Source organism: Paenarthrobacter sp. OM7 (genome assembly GCF_029873575.1).
GTDB lineage: Bacteria > Actinomycetota > Actinomycetes > Actinomycetales > Micrococcaceae > Arthrobacter.
Genome location: NZ_CP123579.1, coordinates 3,997,163 through 4,014,010, shown reverse-complemented (window position 1 = coordinate 4,014,010; position 16,848 = coordinate 3,997,163). Strand labels below are relative to the sequence as shown.

15 protein-coding genes and 1 pseudogene are annotated in these 16,848 nt (G+C 63.2%); 5 read left to right on the top strand and 11 right to left on the bottom strand.

The features are described from left to right. Nucleotides 1-28 precede the first annotated feature (28 nt). Nucleotides 29-1,066 carry a LacI family DNA-binding transcriptional regulator gene (locus tag QEH68_RS18470; RefSeq protein ID WP_207595148.1) on the top strand — a complete coding sequence of 346 codons (1,038 nt, stop codon included), beginning with the start codon at nucleotides 29-31 and terminating at the stop codon, nucleotides 1,064-1,066. Here QEH68_RS18470 and QEH68_RS18465 read toward each other — a convergent pair. Both QEH68_RS18465 and QEH68_RS18460 read right to left on the bottom strand, forming a co-directional pair. Beyond that, nucleotides 1,063-1,419 (bottom strand): hypothetical protein, encoded by a 357-nt coding sequence (locus tag QEH68_RS18465; protein ID WP_280623968.1) that lies wholly within the window; start codon nucleotides 1,417-1,419, stop codon nucleotides 1,063-1,065. The two genes, QEH68_RS18470 and QEH68_RS18465, sit on opposite strands and share 4 nt — an antisense overlap. Before the next feature lie 35 nt (nucleotides 1,420-1,454). Next, on the bottom strand, nucleotides 1,455-2,078 hold the full coding sequence (locus QEH68_RS18460; protein ID WP_207595145.1) for a LysE family transporter: 624 nt from the start codon (nucleotides 2,076-2,078) through the stop codon (nucleotides 1,455-1,457). Between the two features lie 175 nt (nucleotides 2,079-2,253). Between QEH68_RS18460 and QEH68_RS18455 the strand changes: the two genes are divergently transcribed. After that, nucleotides 2,254-3,309 (top strand): DNA polymerase IV, encoded by a 1,056-nt coding sequence (locus QEH68_RS18455; RefSeq protein WP_280628045.1) that lies wholly within the window; start codon nucleotides 2,254-2,256, stop codon nucleotides 3,307-3,309. Between the two features lie 28 nt (nucleotides 3,310-3,337). Here the strand turns inward: QEH68_RS18455 and QEH68_RS18450 are convergent, their stop codons facing one another. The 5 genes from QEH68_RS18450 to QEH68_RS18430 all read right to left on the bottom strand — a co-directional run bounded on the left by QEH68_RS18450 (nucleotide 3,338) and on the right by QEH68_RS18430 (nucleotide 7,376). Beyond that, entirely contained in the window at nucleotides 3,338-4,321 is a 984-nt protein-coding gene (locus QEH68_RS18450) for an aldo/keto reductase (RefSeq protein ID WP_280623966.1), read from the bottom strand. 18 nt (nucleotides 4,322-4,339) lie between these two features. Continuing rightward, nucleotides 4,340-5,560: a sigma-70 family RNA polymerase sigma factor gene (locus tag QEH68_RS18445; protein ID WP_280623964.1), complete on the bottom strand. Its 1,221-nt coding sequence runs from the start codon at nucleotides 5,558-5,560 to the stop codon at nucleotides 4,340-4,342. 3 nt (nucleotides 5,561-5,563) lie between these two features. After that, the gene (locus QEH68_RS18440; RefSeq protein WP_207595142.1) at nucleotides 5,564-5,923 is read right to left on the bottom strand and encodes a YciI family protein; all 360 of its coding nucleotides are present in this window, start codon (nucleotides 5,921-5,923) and stop codon (nucleotides 5,564-5,566) included. A gap of 101 nt (nucleotides 5,924-6,024) precedes the next feature. After that, on the bottom strand, nucleotides 6,025-6,840 hold the full coding sequence (locus tag QEH68_RS18435; protein ID WP_207595141.1) for a methyltransferase domain-containing protein: 816 nt from the start codon (nucleotides 6,838-6,840) through the stop codon (nucleotides 6,025-6,027). A 29-nt stretch (nucleotides 6,841-6,869) separates the two neighbouring features. Continuing rightward, nucleotides 6,870-7,376 carry a MarR family transcriptional regulator gene (locus QEH68_RS18430; protein ID WP_207595140.1) on the bottom strand — a complete coding sequence of 169 codons (507 nt, stop codon included), beginning with the start codon at nucleotides 7,374-7,376 and terminating at the stop codon, nucleotides 6,870-6,872. A 166-nt stretch (nucleotides 7,377-7,542) separates the two neighbouring features. On the opposite strand from QEH68_RS18430, the gene QEH68_RS18425 reads away from it, so the two are divergent. Then, nucleotides 7,543-9,714, top strand: coding sequence for an MMPL family transporter (locus tag QEH68_RS18425; protein ID WP_280623960.1), 2,172 nt, complete (start codon nucleotides 7,543-7,545; stop codon nucleotides 9,712-9,714). 3 nt (nucleotides 9,715-9,717) lie between these two features. On the opposite strand, the pseudogene QEH68_RS18420 reads toward QEH68_RS18425, so the two are convergent. The 3 genes and pseudogenes from QEH68_RS18420 to QEH68_RS18410 form a co-directional block, all read right to left on the bottom strand. Further along, nucleotides 9,718-9,820 (bottom strand): annotated as a pseudogene (locus tag QEH68_RS18420) (N-acetyltransferase); the annotation flags it as partial. Between the two features lie 871 nt (nucleotides 9,821-10,691). After that, complete coding sequence (locus QEH68_RS18415) at nucleotides 10,692-11,549, bottom strand: prephenate dehydratase (protein WP_280628044.1); 858 nt, start codon at nucleotides 11,547-11,549, stop codon at nucleotides 10,692-10,694. Nucleotides 11,550-11,952: 403 nt separating this feature from the next. Further along, complete coding sequence (locus tag QEH68_RS18410; protein WP_280628043.1) at nucleotides 11,953-13,365, bottom strand: aldehyde dehydrogenase family protein; 1,413 nt, start codon at nucleotides 13,363-13,365, stop codon at nucleotides 11,953-11,955. 161 nt (nucleotides 13,366-13,526) lie between these two features. Here QEH68_RS18410 and QEH68_RS18405 point away from each other — a divergent pair, with 161 nt between their 5' ends. Further along, nucleotides 13,527-14,168, top strand: coding sequence for a LysE family translocator (locus tag QEH68_RS18405; protein ID WP_207595136.1), 642 nt, complete (start codon nucleotides 13,527-13,529; stop codon nucleotides 14,166-14,168). On the opposite strand, the gene QEH68_RS18400 is transcribed toward QEH68_RS18405, so the two are convergent. After that, nucleotides 14,165-14,755: a TetR family transcriptional regulator C-terminal domain-containing protein gene (locus QEH68_RS18400; protein WP_207595134.1), complete on the bottom strand. Its 591-nt coding sequence runs from the start codon at nucleotides 14,753-14,755 to the stop codon at nucleotides 14,165-14,167. The genes QEH68_RS18405 and QEH68_RS18400 overlap by 4 nt on opposite strands. Nucleotides 14,756-14,879: 124 nt before the next feature. Here QEH68_RS18400 and QEH68_RS18395 point away from each other — a divergent pair, with 124 nt between their 5' ends. After that, nucleotides 14,880-16,835, top strand: a complete 1,956-nt coding sequence (locus QEH68_RS18395; RefSeq protein ID WP_207595132.1) for a primary-amine oxidase — start codon at nucleotides 14,880-14,882, stop codon at nucleotides 16,833-16,835. The last annotated feature ends 13 nt before the right edge of the window (nucleotides 16,836-16,848 follow it).

Sequence of the window (16,848 nt, the reverse complement as noted above, 5' to 3'; positions counted from 1 at the left end):
CGCGGTATGGGACCGATACGATCGATGCATGGAATCCCTGGATCGGCGCCAAGGCAGCGCGCCCCGCTCACCTCGCGTGACGGCTGCGATGGTAGCCGCCCGTGCGGGCGTTTCGACGGCGACCGTCTCCCTGGTGGCGAACGGAAAAACCCAGGGGCGCGTCTCTGAGGACAACATCTCCAGGGTCCGCTTGGCTATTTCCGAACTCGGCTACGTGGTGGACAGCATCGGCAGTTCCCTGGCCCGCGGGGTCAGTTCGATTGTCATTTTGGTGACTCCGGACGTTTCCAACCCCTTCTTCGCCAACGTGATCGCCGGGGTGCGGGAATCCTTGGGGTCCCAGTACCAGTTGCTGCTTTCCGTGACCGACGCTGGTGAGTCGCCCCAGGCTGACGATGTCCGCAAACTTCTGGCACTGCGCCCTGCCGGTTTGCTGGTGGGGGCGCCCAGTGCAGAGTTCCTGGAAGATCTGTCCGCGGCCGGCCCGTTGGTCCTGTTGGATGCACCCGGCCTTGAGTCCTACGCGCCTTCCGTGAACCTTGACGTTGCCCAGGGCGCGCGGGAACTTGCCCGGCATTTGGCGTCTTCCGGTCATACCCGCGCCGCCTACGTGGATGGCGTGACGGGAACAACCACGTTCCAGTTGCGCCGCGAAGCCTTTCTTGCGGAGGCTGCTTCGTGCGGACTTTCCGTGGCCCCTGGCCATGTCATCAGCACCCCGATCGACGTCGGTGCTGCCGCCGCCGCGTTCGCCGACGTCTGGCCGGAGTGGCAGCGCGAGGGGGTCACCGCCGTCGTCTGCGGGACGGACACGCACGCTTATGGCGTTCTGCAGGAAGCTCGGGTGGAAGGTGTCCGGATCCCGGAGCAGCTGGCTGTGGCAGGGTTTGATGACTTGCCCTATTCGGCAACCAGCAACCCCAGCCTCACCAGCGTGCACCTGCCGGCAACGCCCTTGGGCCGTAAAGCGGGGGAGCAGCTGCGGGGCCTGATGGAAGGCCTGCCGCTGGACGAAACCCACGTGACGCTCGAGAGCTCGCTGGTGGTTCGGGGATCTACGTCTTAGCCAGGGGAGAGCGGGCGAAGCTGTCCTTCCGAGACGGGGTTTGACACGGTGAAGTAGATCTGTGGAGCGGTCATATCGCCCCAATCTTCCTTTTTCACTCGCACCAGGGACGGAGTGACTTCCGCTATCCGGACGCGCAGCCAGTCGCCGTCGTCGAGCAGCAACTCGTGCGGATCGGCGAGGTAGCGGAGGCCGAGGTCATCGAGTGTTTCTTCGGCAGTGAACCAATCCACAACGTCCGTGCGCGGGCGTCCCAGCAGGTCAATTGCTACGAATCCGTCGTCAACGGGCTTCATCCACCCCACGTGCTCGCCATCGTCTGTGCGTCGGTGTTCGATCCAGTCCGGCTCCATGGCCTCGACGGTAGCACCAAGCGTTGTCGCCGTGGCTAGTGGATGACTGCCAGCAAGATGCCGACAAGGACGAACAGGCAGCCAAAGATGCGGTTCAAAATTGTTTGGCCGCGTTGGTCGTGGGTGAACCGCTGGAAGGAACGCGCAGCCAGGGCGAAGAAGAACCACATCACCAGAATGTCGATAACCAGGACAGTGGCGGTCAGCACGGCATATTGCTGGAGCAACGGCTGGTCCGGCCTGATGAACTGCGGCATGAACGCCAGGAAAAAGACGATTGCCTTGGGGTTCAGCAGGTTCACCCAAATGCCTCGCTGGAACATGGACAAGGCCGACTCGTTCTTTTGGCTGTCCACCTTCTCTTTGTCCAGGTCAGGCTTGTGCAGGAACTGCCGGATGCCGAGGTACACAAGGTACGCGGCGCCCGCGTAACGAATGACGTTGAAGATGACGGGAGAGTTGGAAACCAGCACGCCGACGCCCAAGGCAACAATGACGATGTGGATGACCAGAGCCACCTGTTGTCCGAGAATGCCCCAGATGGAACGACGGAAGCCGGAATTGAGCGAGTTGCTCATGGTGAAGATGGCTCCGGCGCCGGGAGTGAAACTGATCAGGGTGCCGGCACCAACCAGAGCCAGCCAAAGTGAAAACTGCACACCTCAGCTTATGCCGGTGAGGTGGGCTCTTCCGACCCGTTGCTTCCTGACCTCTTTTGGCGGCTGACAAGGCCTAATGCACCCGGAATGGGTTGTTTTCCGAGCTCCCGCGGATCAAAGAGGGTCAGGAAGCAACGCCGTAGGGCAAACTGGTGCCGTGAGCGGAATCCCGTGGGTGCTGCACGTCGATCTGGACCAGTTCATTGCCGCTGTCGAGATACTCCGGCGGCCCGAGCTCGCGGGCAAACCGATCATCGTCGGTGGCCGGGGTGACCCCACGGAACGGGCTGTGGTGTCCACCGCATCTTACGAAGCCAGAGCGTTCGGCGTCGGCTCGGGGATGCCGCTCAGGATCGCTGCCCGGAAAGTGCCCGACGCCATCATCCTGCCGGTAGATCAAGAGGCATATCTGGCGGCCTCGGACGTAGTGATGACCACACTGCGCGCCCAGCCGGGAGCCACGGTTCAAGTGCTCGGCTGGGATGAGGCTTTTGTCGGCGTCGAAACTGACGACCCGGACGCATATGCCCGGCAGATCCAGGCCGCCGTCCTCGAGCAAACCCAGCTGCATTGCAGTGTGGGCATCGGTGACACGTTGGTCCGCGCCAAGAATGCCACGGATTTTGGCAAGCCCGCAGGAATTTTCAGGCTGACCAAGGAGAACTGGCTCGACGTCATGGGTGAAATGCCCACCAAGGAATTGTGGGGCGTCGGGAGCAAGGTGTCACAACGGCTGGCGAAGCACGGAATCACCACGGTGGCAGAGCTCGCCGCAACCGACCCCCAGACCCTGGTCCCGGAGTTTGGCCCCAAAATGGGCCCTTGGTACGCGCAGTTGGGTCGCGGTGAGGGCTCCAGCGAAGTGGATGACACTCCGTGGGTCGCCCGCGCCCATGGCCGCGAGACCACGTTCCAGCAGGACCTCACAGAGCCCACCCAGATCAGCGACGCCATCAAGGAACTGACCGCCCGCGTCCTGGAAGACGTCGCAGCGGAGGGGCGCCCCGTGATTGGGCTGACGTTGAAAGTCCGCTACGCACCGTTCTTCACCAAGACCTACGCCAGGAAGATTCCTGAGACGTTCGACAGGGAAGAAGTCCTCGCGCAGGCCTTGGACCTCACCGGAAAAATGGAGCCGGACCGTCCCATCCGGCTCCTCGGACTGCGTGCAGAAATGTCCATGCCCGAGGAAGCCCGTAAGGGACACACGCCGACGCGCAGCGGCTGGTAGCAGCCAGCGCCCGACGGCGGCCCAGCAACTACCAGCGCGGGTGGATCGCTTCGCGGAAGTACCGGTCGTAGATGTCCCGGACACCGTCCGTGAGCCCGGCCCCCACAGCCTGCAAACCACCGGCTTCGGCATTTGCCGCTGCCTGCGAAGCGGAGCGCGCACCGGGAATGACCGATGTGACGCCATCCTGGGCGATGACCCAGGCGAGGGCCGCCTGGGCGGTGCTGACGCCGTCGGGCACTAATCCGCTGAACTCCTGCGCCGCCTTGACGCCCGTTGCGAAATCGACGCCGGAGAAGGTCTCGCCGACGTCGAAGGAAGAGCCGTCGCGATTGTAATTGCGGTGGTCGTTCTCAGGGAACTCGGTGTCCGGCGTGTACTTCCCGGACAGCAGACCGGAGGCCAGCGGCACCCTGGCAATAATGCCAACGCCCCCTTCCTTGGCTGCGGGCAGCACCTCATCCAGCGGTTTCAAGCGGAAGGCATTGAGGATGATCTGCACGGAAGCGGTGTTCCCGCGCCTGATGGCTTCGAGTGCCTCATCCGTGCGCTCGACGCTGACGCCGTAGTTGCGGATGGCGCCCTCGCTGACCAAGGTGTCCAGTGCATCGTAGACTTCGTCGCTGCTGTACACGGACGTGGGAGGGCAGTGCAATTGAACGAGGTCCAGGGTGTCCTGCTGCAGGTTGCGCCGAGAGCGGTCGGTCCAGGCCCGGAAGTTCTCCAGAGTGTAATTCCCGTGGACTTGATCCACCCGACGGCCCATCTTGGTGGCGACCGTGATGTCCAGGTTCGGATTGGCGCGAAGGAAGCGGCCAATGAACTGCTCACTGCGGCCGTCACCGTAGACGTCTGCGGTGTCGAAGAAGTTGACGCCGCCTTGTACGGAGGCTTCCAGGACGGCAAAGGCGTCTTCTTCGGTGACTGAACCCCAGTCGGCTCCGAGTTGCCAGGTTCCCAGTCCCACGGTGGAGACGGATCGGCCGGTCTTGCCAAGTATGCGCTGTTCCATGGGTTCGACTATATGGGCTTAATGCTCGTCCATCCGCGCTGCTTTCCCCATTAAGTACTTTCGTTCCTGCAGGCTTCCGGTCTTCTTGGCGGCCGAGAGGTAGGCCGCGCGGGCCTCACTGTACGAGCCGGCCATCTCCAGGAAGTGGCCCCGCACGGCGTCCAAGCGGTGCGTCCGACCCAGCGCCCTATCCAGTCCGACCAACAATTCCAGGCCAGCGACCGGCCCATGCACCCTGGCCACAGCTACCGCGCGATTCAGTGTGACCACGGGACTGGGTGCGACGGCGTCAAGGACTGTGTAGAGGGCTAGAATCTGTGGCCAGTCAGTCTCTTCGTCTGAGGCGGCCTCTGCGTGAACGGCAGCGATGGCCGCCTGAAGTTGATATGGCCCGGCCGCCCCACGCCCCAGCACGGAGGACAACAGCGCGATGCCCTCCTCCATCTGTTCCCGATTCCAAAGGCTTCGGTCCTGCTCGGCCAGTGGCACCGGTGTTCCGTCCGGCAGAGCACGCGCCGCCCGCCGGGAATCCGTGAGCAGCATCAGCGCCAGCAGGCCGCTCGCCTCAAGCTCATGTGGTGCGGCGCCCACCAGCAGGCGTGTCACCCGGATCGCTTCCGTGGTGAGGTCCTCGCGCCGGAGGGATGGACCGGAACTTGCCGCGTAACCTTCGTTGAAGATCAGGTAAAGGACATGAAGTACGACGCCGAGCCTCGCCTTCCGCTCGGAGGCCGGCGGCATGCTGAACGTGGCTCCCGCCTTTTGGATCCCCTGTTTCGCGCGGCTGATGCGCTGTCCCATGGTCGCTTCCGGGACCAGGAAGGCCGAGGCGATTTCCGCCGTCGTGAGTCCTCCAACTGCGCGAAGCGTCAAGGCGAGTTGCGATGGTGCGGACAGGGCTGGATGGCAGCACAGGAACATGAGGGTAAGGGTGTCGTCTGCCTCCAGGACTGGACCTGCTTGGAAATCGATGGCTGTGGCGCGTTCCTCCCGGACGCGCCGGGCGCTTTCGCTCCGCCAGATGTCCACTAAACGGCGGCTTGCGACGGCGATCAACCAGGCCCGCGGGTTGTCCGGCAAGGCCGTTGGCCACTGCAGGGAGGCTTCAAGGAGTGCTTCCTGGACGGCGTCCTCGCACACATCGAACTGGCCGTGAGTCCTCGCCAGCACGCCGAGGACCTGCGGAGCCAAGGTGCGCAGCAGGTCCTCGATTCGTGCTTCCGGTGAAGGTTCGGTCAAACGCTAGACCTCCGGCGGTCCGTTCGGGATGGCGCGAAGCTCAACTACCTGCGCGTACTTCACAATGCTTGAACAGATTTCCACCGCGCGCTCCTCGCTCGCGACATCAACCACCCAGTAGCCCACCAGTGATTCCTTGGACTCGGCGTAGGGGCCGTCGGTGGTGATGACGCCGTCCGGGGTCTGCTTGACGAGTTTCGCGGTGCTGCCGTCGGCCAGCCCGGCGTTGAAAACGAGCTCACCGGACTCGGTCAGGTCCTTATCGATCTGGATCATGAACCCGATCATTTCCTTGATCCACTCCGGATCGGCAGTCGCCATCATGCCCTCGGCAGACCCGAACATCATGATCATGTATTTCATCTCAAACTCCTTGTGAGGGGCGCCCATTGTGGGTGCCTTCACTCATGGGTCGGAACTGCGGTGGACTTTTCTACATGGCTCGGGAATTTTTTTCAAAAGTTTCAGGCCCGCGCAATGACCTCGCCGTTGGGGATGAGGAAGTACCCGTCGTCGGTGGCTCCCCAGCGGTGCCAGCCCGCGGCGATCCGGGCGAGGTCTGCTTCGTTGGCGAAACCGTACTCCAACGCCTGCTCGGCAAATGCGGAATGCAGCACCCGCTCGCTCCAGACCCGGGATTGCCAGGCGCGCTGCTGCGCCGTGGCGTAGAGCCAGTTGCTGCTGGTGGGAGCCACCTGGGTGAATCCAGCCTGCTGGGCCCACGAAACCAGGCGTCGGCCGGCGTCGGGTTCTGCTCCGTTGCGGCGGGCGATCTTCTGGTAGAGCTCCATCCAGTCGTCGAGCTCCGGAACTTCCGGGTACCAGCTCATGCCGTGGAAATCAGCGTCGCGCACGGCAACGATCGCACCGGGCTTGGCCACCCGCCGCATCTCGCGCAAGGCGGCCACGGGGTCGGTGAGGTGCTGGAGGACTTGGTGGGCATGGACGAGGTCGAAGGACTCGTCCTCGAAGTCGAGATCGTAGATGTTGCCGGTCCGGAAGGTCACGTTGTCAACGCCACGCTCAGTGGCCAGCTCGGTGGCCTGGGCAACGATATCCGGCGAACGGTCCAAACCGATCACTTGCCCTGGCGCAACGAGCCCGGCGAAATCGCAGGTGATGCTCCCCGGTCCGCACCCGACGTCGAGTACTGAAGTCCCGGCGGTGAGATGGGGAATCACAAACGCGGCCGAATTCTCGACCGTCCGTGAGGCGTGGGCCCGGACAACCGACTCGTGGTGTCCGTGGGTATAGACATCTTCAGGCTGCTGCGCGTTCATAGGGAAACGCTACAACTTGGAAGGTGGATTTAGGTGGAGCGCGGCGCCTCGGGTTGGGATGCTTCCTCGCGCGCGGCGAGGGTTGCTTCCACCATGTCCGTCATGAAGCGGGTGACAAGCTCCAGTTCCTCGGAGCTGTAGGCAGCCATGGCCTTGCCCATGCGGATGGCCAGTGGCATGAACATGGCGCTTCCGTCCCGATACGCCTTGGGTGTCATCTGCAGCTGGACCTGCCGGCGGTCCGTGCCGAGCCGTTCGCGCACCACGTGCCCGGAGGCATGCAGGCGATCAACCAAGGCCGTGGTGGCGGGGGAGCTGAGCCGGAGTTCGGCGCGGAGAACACCCGGCGTGACCACTTTGCCGGCCGCGGAGTGGCGCATGATGACGGCGAGTGCGTTGAGGTCCGTACGGTGCATGTCGTTCCGGCCACCTGCTGCGTCAACGTAGTGGTTGGCTTCGAGGGTGAAGTCCTGGAGAAGCCGCACCAGTTCCTGGGGGGCTGCGTTCTCGGGGCGCGTGGCTGGTGTGTCCGACATATCCGCCCTCCTGCCAGCGTTTGTCTGGTGATTACTGCCTTCCGGATATTACTCCCAGCAGTGAAGGATTTTGGCATCCGATGGAGCCAACCCTTGGAATAGTTCCATCATAGAGATAATCTGTGATGGAATAAAGGCAACAAGCATCCCCACAGAAGAAGGACTCATGAACTCGCGGAAAGTACCTTTCTGGCTGCGCTGGCTGATCCCCGTGGTGCTGGTCATCACGTGGCTCGGCATCGCCGGCATTGGCGGCCCTACCTTCGGGCGGCTGGAAGAAGTTTCCTCCAACGACCAGGCCTCGTTCCTCCCCGCAGGCGCCGAAGCCACGGAAGCGGGCGACTGGCAGGCCAAGTTCCGGGACTCTGAAGAGATCCCCGCCGTGGTCATCGTTGAGAGCGATGCTGCGTTCACCCCGGCCCAACTGGGCGAAGCAGCCCAGCTGAAAGCCGACATTGAGGCACTCAAACTGGGGAGTGCCGTCGTCGGGCCCATTCCTTCGGAAGACGGCAAAGCCGTCCAGTTCATCGTTCCGATGGCGTCCTCTGATGAACTCCGCGAAAAAGTCCAGGAACTGCGCGACGTCGTCCAGCCCGGAGCGCCCGACGGCATGAAGGCCTTTGTTACAGGACCCGCGGGCCTGACCGCCGACCTCGTCAACGCTTTCGGCGGGATCGACGGCATCCTGCTCCTGGTTGCCTTGGGAGCCGTGTTCGTGATCCTGCTGCTGGTGTACCGCTCGGTGGTGCTGCCACTGGCGGTGCTGTTCACCTCGGTCTTTGCACTGTGTGCGGCTATTTTGCTGGTGTTCGGCATGGCCAAGGCTGGCTGGATCCAGCTCAACGGCCAAAGCCAAGGCATTCTGTCCATTCTGGTGATCGGTGCGGCTACCGACTACGCGCTGTTGTACGTGGCCCGGTTCCGGGAGGCGCTGACCCATACCGCCAACCGAACGCACGCCGTGATCACGGCGTGGAAGGCATCGTTTGAGCCGATCCTCGCTTCCGGGGCCACCGTGATCATCGCGCTGCTCTGCCTGCTGTTCTCCGATCTGAATTCGAACAAGGCGCTGGGCCCGGTGGCCGCCGCTGGCATCCTTTGCTCTTTGTTCGCTGCGCTCACGCTCCTGCCCGCGCTGATGGCATTGCTTGGCCGTGCAGCCTTCTGGCCCTTCCGGCCCAAGCTGCTGCCCGACGACGAACGCGAACCTGAGATTGTCACGGGACTTGAAGGGCAAAAGGGACTGTGGCGCGCCACGGGTCGTCTGGTCTCCAAGCGGCCGCGCGTTGTGTGGGTGGCTTCAGTGTTCCTGCTCCTTGCGGCCTCCACCGGCCTGATGCAGTTGAAGGCCAACGGTGTTCCTCAAACGGACGTCATTCTCTCCGCTTCCGACGCAGTGGACGGACAGGAAGCATTGGCCCGCCACTTCGACGCCGGCAGCGGCAGCCCTGCCGTCGTGGTAGCCTCCGAGGGTTCCGCCCAGCAGGTGCTGGACAAGGTCAAAGCCGCCGACGGCGTGGGCGACGCCTACCTGCTGGCCGACGGAAACGTGCCCATCACCGGCGCTCCCGGTGCTCCTGCTGACCCGGCCGTGCGCGAGGGCAGGGTCCTGATCAATGCGACGCTGAACTCGGCCGCGGACTCCATCGAAGCGGAAGAGGCGGTGAAGTCGCTGCGGGTGGCTGTCAAGGAAGTTGACGCAGACGCGTTGGTGGGTGGAGTCACGGCCACCGCCCTGGACACGAACACCACGGCGCAGCGCGACCTTGTGGTCATCATCCCGATTGTGCTGATCGTCATCCTGTTCATCCTGATGCTCCTGCTGCGATCCGTAGTGGCGCCGGTCTTGCTGGTGCTGTCCGTGGTGCTTTCCTACGGCGCCGCCATGGGTGTCTCGGCGTGGGTGTTCAACGGGGTCTTCGGATTCTCGGGTGCCGATGCCACGGTGCCGTTGTTCGGCTTCGTGTTCCTGGTGGCACTGGGCGTGGACTACAACATCTTCCTGATGAGCCGTGTCCGCGAAGAGTCGTTGAAGCATGGGACCCGCCCGGGAATCCTGCGGGGGCTGGCTGTTACTGGTGGTGTCATCACGTCCGCCGGCGTGGTCTTGGCCGCTACCTTCGCGGCCCTTGGGGTCATCCCCATCATGTTCCTGGTGCAGCTCGCCTTTATCGTGGCGTTCGGTGTGTTGCTGGATACCGTGTTGGTCCGGTCTTTGCTGGTACCTGCCCTCGCGTACGACATCGGCAGCAAGATCTGGTGGCCGAGCAAGCTGGGGCGTTCGGCTTCGGCGGCCCCGGTTGAGCTTCGCGAGGAAGAGGCACCGGTGGGTCGCTAGGTGTTAGCCGTCCAGCGGCGAGCGGCGCTCCAGCAGCAGGGTGTCGCGCCATTGTCCGGCGGCGGGTTCGGTGCTCATGCGAGCAATACGGTTCCCGCCGCCCGACGGTGGCAAAAAAGGTGGCCTGATGGTCAACGGCGCCCCGCGGGCACCTTGTTCTGTTTCTGTTTGTCCCCCGACCGGCGTACCTTTTTGCGCTTACGACGCCGTTTCTCCTGGCTGCTGAATGGTGGCCGGGGTGTGCCCCGAAGCGGGCCGCTCCAATAATGCCCTCCCAAGAGGACACCAGCCAGGGCACCGTACGTCCACACGAACGGAAGAGCCATCTGGCTGGTATTGCTTCCCAGGAATGCCAGCAAAAAGAACTCCACCGGGATGATCAAAAGGAGTGCGTTCCTGGTAGCGGCCGATGGTGGAAACCGGAACAACGCCCAGCCGCAGATCAAGGCGCCTGCCAAAACGGCGCCGACTGCCGCCGTCGGGCTCTGGAAGATGAAGTGGGCAAGGCCGGCCCCCATCAAGACGGCCGCGCAGGATCCATTAATTAGCGCCTGACGCCGGCCTCCAACGGATTCCTTGCCGGCTTCGATGCTTCCACTGGGTTTCTTCCCCGCCGGACTCCTTCTTCCTGACCACGGGTATCCACTTGCAATTCCCCCGGCGATGACACCCAAGAACCACGATGCGGCGGCAGGAATCCTTAGACCGTCTTCAAACGAAAGCGCTGAATAGGATGCCAAGGGCAATGCACAGAGCATCAGCATGGAAGCGCGCGATGACTGGGGCAGTACCCGAAATAGGAGAAAGGTGTAAGTCGCCCCTGGGGCGAAGAACAAGGATGCCCCAAGCAAGGTGCTGTGGGCCATCCACACAAAGGTGGCCAAAATGACCGCGATCATTCCGCCGTAGAGGATCCGTGGATCCCACTGTTTTGACTTCTTCTTCACGTCAGCATTTCCCCCGGTATCAAGGGTAGATCAGACGGTGACGGTGTTCCGTTCCCGGTAACCGTCCGCGGCGTAAACACCCAGAACGCGGACCTCGGTAGTGAAGAACTCCAGTTCTTCCAAGGCCCGGCGGAGACGGGCGTCTTCGGGGTGGCCTTCGACGTCGGAGAGGAACATGGTGGCAGCGAACTCGTCGCCCACCATGTAGCTTTCCAGCCGTGTCATGTTGAGGCCATTGGTCGCAAAGCCACCAAGTGCTTTGTACAGGGCCGAGGGAACGTTGCGGACCCGGAAGACGAAACTGGTGATCGCAGGGCCGGGCAGCTCTTCCTTGGTAGGGAGCTCGCGTTCCCGGGCCAGGACAACAAAGCGGGTGGTGTTGGTGGGATCGTCCTCGACGCCGGAAGCCAGGACTTCGAGACCGTACAGGCCAGCGGCGAGAGGCGGAGCCAGGGACAGCTTGTGGGGATCATTCCAGTCCCGGACCTCACGGGCTGATCCTGCAGTATCACCGGCGATGACGGGCTTCAGGCCCGCTTCCCGGATGATCCTGCGGCACTGCCCCAGAGCGTGGATGTGGCTGTGAACTTCGGTAGCTCCCTCGATGGTGCTGCCCGGAATGCCCAAAAGGTCGAAGCGGATCGGTAGGAAGTACTCGCCAACGATCTGCAGCTTGGACTGCGGGAGCAGGACATGGATATCGGCCACACGCCCGGCGATGGAGTTTTCAATGGGAATCATGGCCAGATCGACTTCCCCGGTGGACACCAGCTCGAAGGCGTCCTCAAAACTGGCGCAAGGCACGCTCTCGAGTTCAGGGAACATTTCCTTGCACGCGAGATCCGAGTTAGCTCCGGGCTCGCCTTGGTACGCAATCTTCTGGGCCATGATGCTCATGGTTACACGCTGAGCGCCCGGCCTCCCAACCGCGTCCACCCTGTGACTGTACAAGTGGGTGCCACCGACCCTAGGTTCGCAAGAAGGATTGGGGGCGGCCGATGACGACTGCGACAGCGTTCAGAAGTAGCGCAACAAACACTGTCAGCGAACAGCGGGTTGCAAGGTTTGCGGGCACGACGATCGGCCTGTTCACGCTCTTTTGGGCCATCCTGCTGGCAGGACCACCGGGACAGAACGTGCTGGCATCAGAGCCGTGGCAGCTCGCGTCCCATGGGTTGAGCCTTCTGGCCAGCGCGGAGCACTGGGAAAGCAAAAGTAGGTGACAGATAACGTCACTATGAGGGCTCATTACGACGTTATCTGTCACCTACTTGGGTAAGCGCAGCGGGGGTTAGCCGTTGATGACCTGCGGGACCCCCAGTGCCTTTAGGCCCTCGGCTCCGAACTCCAAGCCGTAGCCGGACTGCTTCGCACCGCCGAACGGGACGCGGGGATCCACGGCTCCGTGCTTGTTGATCCACACGGTGCCGGCCTGGATGCGGGATGCTACTTCGCGCGCGGCACCCAGGTCTGAGGACCAGACCGAGGCGCCGAGTCCGACGTCGAGCGCGTTCGCCTTGGCGACTGCCTCATCAACGGTGCTGTATTTGATGATCGGCAGGGCCGGACCGAACTGTTCCTCGGCGACGAGCGGGTTGTCGTTGTCGATGTCCGCCACGAGAGTGGTCGGGTAGAAGTTGCCCGGCTGGTCGGCGTCGGGGTTGCCGCCGATCAGCACCCGGGCACCGGAATCGCGAGCGGCTTCCACCAAGCGGGACACGATGTCGTATTGCTGCCGGTTCTGCAGTGGGCCCAGAACGTTGTTCTCATCCAGGCCGTTACCCATGGGCATGGCCTGAGCCACGGCGACAAGTTCGGAGCACACGGCGTCGTACTGGGATTCGTGGACGTACAGGCGCTTCAGTGCCGCACAGGTTTGGCCGGTGTTGATGAACGCACCCCAGAACAGGCCCTCAGCAATCGCCTTGGGGTCGGAGTCCGGAAGGACGATGCCGGCGTCGTTGCCACCGAGTTCCAGCGTGAGCCTCTTGACCGTGTCGGCCGACGATCGAATGATCGCCTTGCCCGTGGCGGTGGAGCCGGTGAACATGACCTTGCCGATCGCGTCGTGCGAGGCCAGCGCTTCACCGACGTCGCGGCCACCGGAGACCACGGACAGCAGGCCCTCGGGCAGCTCCTCGTTGATGATCGAGGCCAGCGCCAGCACGGACAGCGGAGTGTATTCGGACGGTTTGACCACCACGGCGTTGCCCATGCGCAGGGCCGGTGCGATCTGCCAGACGGTGATCATCATGGGCCAGTTCCATGGCCCAATGGCACCCACGACGCCGATGGGCCGGTAATGCAGTTCAGCGTGGGTCTCGCCGTCGTCCACCACTGTTTCAGGGTCGAGCGGGGTAGCGGCGGTGGCGCGGAGCCAGGCGGCGCAGGCGCCGACTTCGAAGCGGGCGTTCGGACCGTTCAGCGGCTTGCCTTGCTCGCGGGAGAGCAGTTGGGCGAGTTCTTCCGCGGAGCGTTCGACGGCGTCGGCTGCTTTCATGAGCGCAGCTGACCTGGCGTCGTGGCCCAGGGCAGCCCAGGCAGGTTGCGCTGCCGTGGCGGCGGTGATGGCTGCTTCAAGATCCTGGACGGTGTGCACGGGGGCTTCGCCAACGGCTTCACCCGTAGCAGGGTCAAGGATGGTGCGGCTGTTCTGGCCGTTGGCCGGGGTGATCGAGGCCAGCAGGGCGTCGTAAGTCTCCATTGGTACTCCGCTCGGGTAGTAAGTCTTGGCGGCCGGTGAGGCGCGCGCCGGTGTTTCCAGTGTGGTCGGCGTCACGCAGTTGGGCCTTGTCTATGCACGAACAGCCATTGACGGGAAGCGAACGCTTTCCGTGCGTGCCGCCGTGCCCGATAATCGAGCTTGTGACTCTTGCTTCCCTTGCGGCCTTCGCCGGTCTCTGCCTCGTCCTGTCCGTCACTCCCGGTCCGGACACATTCCTCGTGCTGCGGATCGCGCTGAACCGGCCCAGCGCTGGTATCGCTGCGGCTGCAGGGTCTGCCGTTGGTGCGATTGCCTGGGCTGCGTTGGTGGGCGTCGGTCTGGCCGCCATCCTGGAGCAGTCCGCGGAATTGTTCCGTTGGGTCAAGATCGCCGGCGGCCTGTACTTGCTGTATTTGGGCGTCTCTTCATTCATCAAATCCCGGAAAGCGGCAAAAGCAGGTGCCGACGGTTCTGCACCGGAGGCGGCCCTCCCGTACAGCAGGCTTTCCGCGCTGGGGGCAGGGGCACTGTCCACGCTCCTCAACCCCAAGGTCGGCTTGTTCTACCTGGCCGTGGTCCCGCAGTTCATCCCGCACGGCGGCGACACCATGGGTACCTCGCTTATCCTCGGCGTCGTGGTGGCCGTTATCGCCTTCGCCTATCTTTCGATGATCGCCGTCGTGGCCTTCAAGGCGATGCGGTGGCTCAAACGACCCAAGGTGAGCACCGTCGTCGAGCGTGTCAGCAGCGGTGTGATTGCCGGTCTTGGCGTCGGCGTGGTGGCCTCGGGCGCCACCAGTTAGCTGGCAAGCAGCGCGAGGTAGTTATCCAACTGCCCCGCAAGATCCTGCGAGAAATGTTCAGCAGGGGACAACGCCACAACAATCTGCGCCCCCAGCATCATGTTCAGCAAGTGGTCAGCGACGGCGGCGTCCCCGATGGGGGCTTTGATCTCACCGGCCGCGCGGGCTGCTGCGGTGTGCGCGGTGATGGTGGTGTGCCACTGGCTCATGGACTCGCTGTGGAGCGCAGCCATGTCAGCGTCGTTGAGCGCCTTCTGCCAGAACGGAATCACAATCCGGGCCTCGTTGACGCGTTCCTCATCCAGGGGCAGGACTTCAGCGCAGAACGCGCGAAGCGCAGCGACGCCTGACAGCCCCTCGGTCATGGTGGCGATGCGCTGGTTGGTGCGGTTGAAGACGTGCCCGAAAGCGGATGTCAGCAGCAGGTCCTTGGTGGGGAAGTAGGGCTTGAGGGCGCCGTTGGCGAAGCCTGCTTCCTCGGCAATCTCCCGCATGGTGGCACCTTCCATGCCGAGCCTTGCGATGATCCGCCACGTTGCGTCAACCAGTTCGAGGCGTCGTTGATCGTGGTCCACAATCTTTGGCACTGAGTGGGCTCCCGGAAAAATATTTGGCAGAAAGGTCTTGTGACCCATCTTACGTTTTGGTTATTCTCTACACCTATAGAAAATAAATCCTGACCCATCATAGGTCCCGGAACACTAGGCAGCCATGACGCCCACAGCAACTGAGACAGTAAACCAGTACGGCCTGGCAACAGGGGCCGAAATCTCCCAAGTGCAGGGGATTCTCCAAGCCGCCGGCCTCCTTGGTGACGGACACCGGATCGCCTACCTTGGGCTGGTGGACCCTTCCCGCGGTGCCAGTGAGGAGGACCGCCGATTCCGCGTCTTCATCCACGACATCTCGGGCGGAGCTCCCACGGACGTCCTTGTTTCGGTGACCCGCGGCGAGCTGGTGTCCGCCAAGGAACTGGACACCAAGGTTTCCGGCGAACTGCCCGTGCTCGAAGAAGAATTCGAGGTTGTCGAGACGCTCCTCGCTACTGATGAGCGCTGGCTGACCGCGCTGGCAGCCCGGGACCTGGACGTTGAAAAGGTCCGCGTGGCTCCGCTGTCCGCGGGCGTCTTTGAGTACGCCGAAGAGAAAGGCCGCCGCATCCTCCGCGGTCTTGCGTTTGTGCAGGACTTCCCGGAGGACAGCGCCTGGGCCCACCCCGTGGACGGCCTGGTGGCTTACGTGGATGTGGTCAACAAGGAAGTCACCCAGGTCATCGATCTTGGGGTGATGCCCATCCCCGCGGAGCACGGGAATTACACGGATCCCGAACTGACGGGCCCGCTTCGCACCACGCAGAAGCCCATCAGCATCACCCAGCCTGAGGGTCCGAGCTTCACGGTCACGGATGGGAACCACGTGGAGTGGGAGAAATGGAGCGTGGACGTCGGCTTCGATGTCCGGGAAGGAGTTGTCCTCCACAACCTGTCGTTCAAGGATGGCGACAAGAAGCGCCCCATCATCAACCGTGCCTCGATCGCCGAGATGGTGGTTCCGTACGGCGATCCCTCTCCCATCCGGTCCTGGCAGAACTACTTCGACACCGGCGAGTACCTGGTGGGCCAGTACGCCAACTCCCTGGAACTCGGTTGCGATTGCCTGGGTGACATCACCTACTTGAGCCCGGTCATCAGCGACGCTTTCGGCAACCCCCGGGAAATCCGCAACGCCATCTGCATGCACGAGGAAGACTGGGGCATCCTCTCCAAGCACTCCGACCTCTGGTCCGGCATCAACTACACCCGCCGCAACCGCCGCTTGGTGATCTCCTTCTTCACCACCATCGGCAACTACGATTACGGCTTCTACTGGTACCTCTACCTGGACGGCACCATCGAATTCGAAGCCAAGGCCACCGGCGTCGTGTTTACCAGCGCCTTCCCGGAGGGCGGTTCGGACAACATCTCCCAGCTCGCTCCCGGCCTCGGTGCCCCTTTCCATCAGCACCTCTTCAGCGCCCGGCTGGATATGGCCATTGATGGCTTCACCAACCGTGTGGAGGAAGAAGACGTGGTCCGGCAGGCCATGGGCGAGGGCAACGAGCGCGGCAATGCGTTCTCCCGCAAACGCACCGTCCTCACCAAAGAGTCCGAGGCCGTCCGCGAAGCCGACGCACGCGCGGGCCGCACCTGGATCATTTCCAACCCTGAATCGAAGAACCGCCTCGGCGAACCCGTCGGCTACAAACTCCACGCCGAGAACCAGCCCACGCTGCTGGCCGACCCCGGTTCCTCCATAGCGAAGCGCGCGGCCTTCGCCACCAAGGACGTATGGGTCACCCGCTACGCCGACGAGGAACGCTACCCCACGGGCGACTTCGTGAACCAACACTCCGGCGGTGCCGGTTTGCCGGCCTACGTTGCCCAGGATCGCGACATCGACGGCCAGGACATCGTCCTCTGGCACACGTTCGGCCTCACGCACTTCCCCCGCGTGGAGGACTGGCCGATCATGCCCGTGGACACCGTCGGCTTCAAACTGCGCCCCGAAGGGTTCTTCGACCGCAGCCCGGTGTTGGACGTACCGGCCAGTGCCTCGGGTTCGAGCTGCCACGCCGAGGCCGCCGCTTCCGCCGAAGAACACGGCAAGCCCGCCGGGCACTGTCACTAAAGCGCATCTGGAC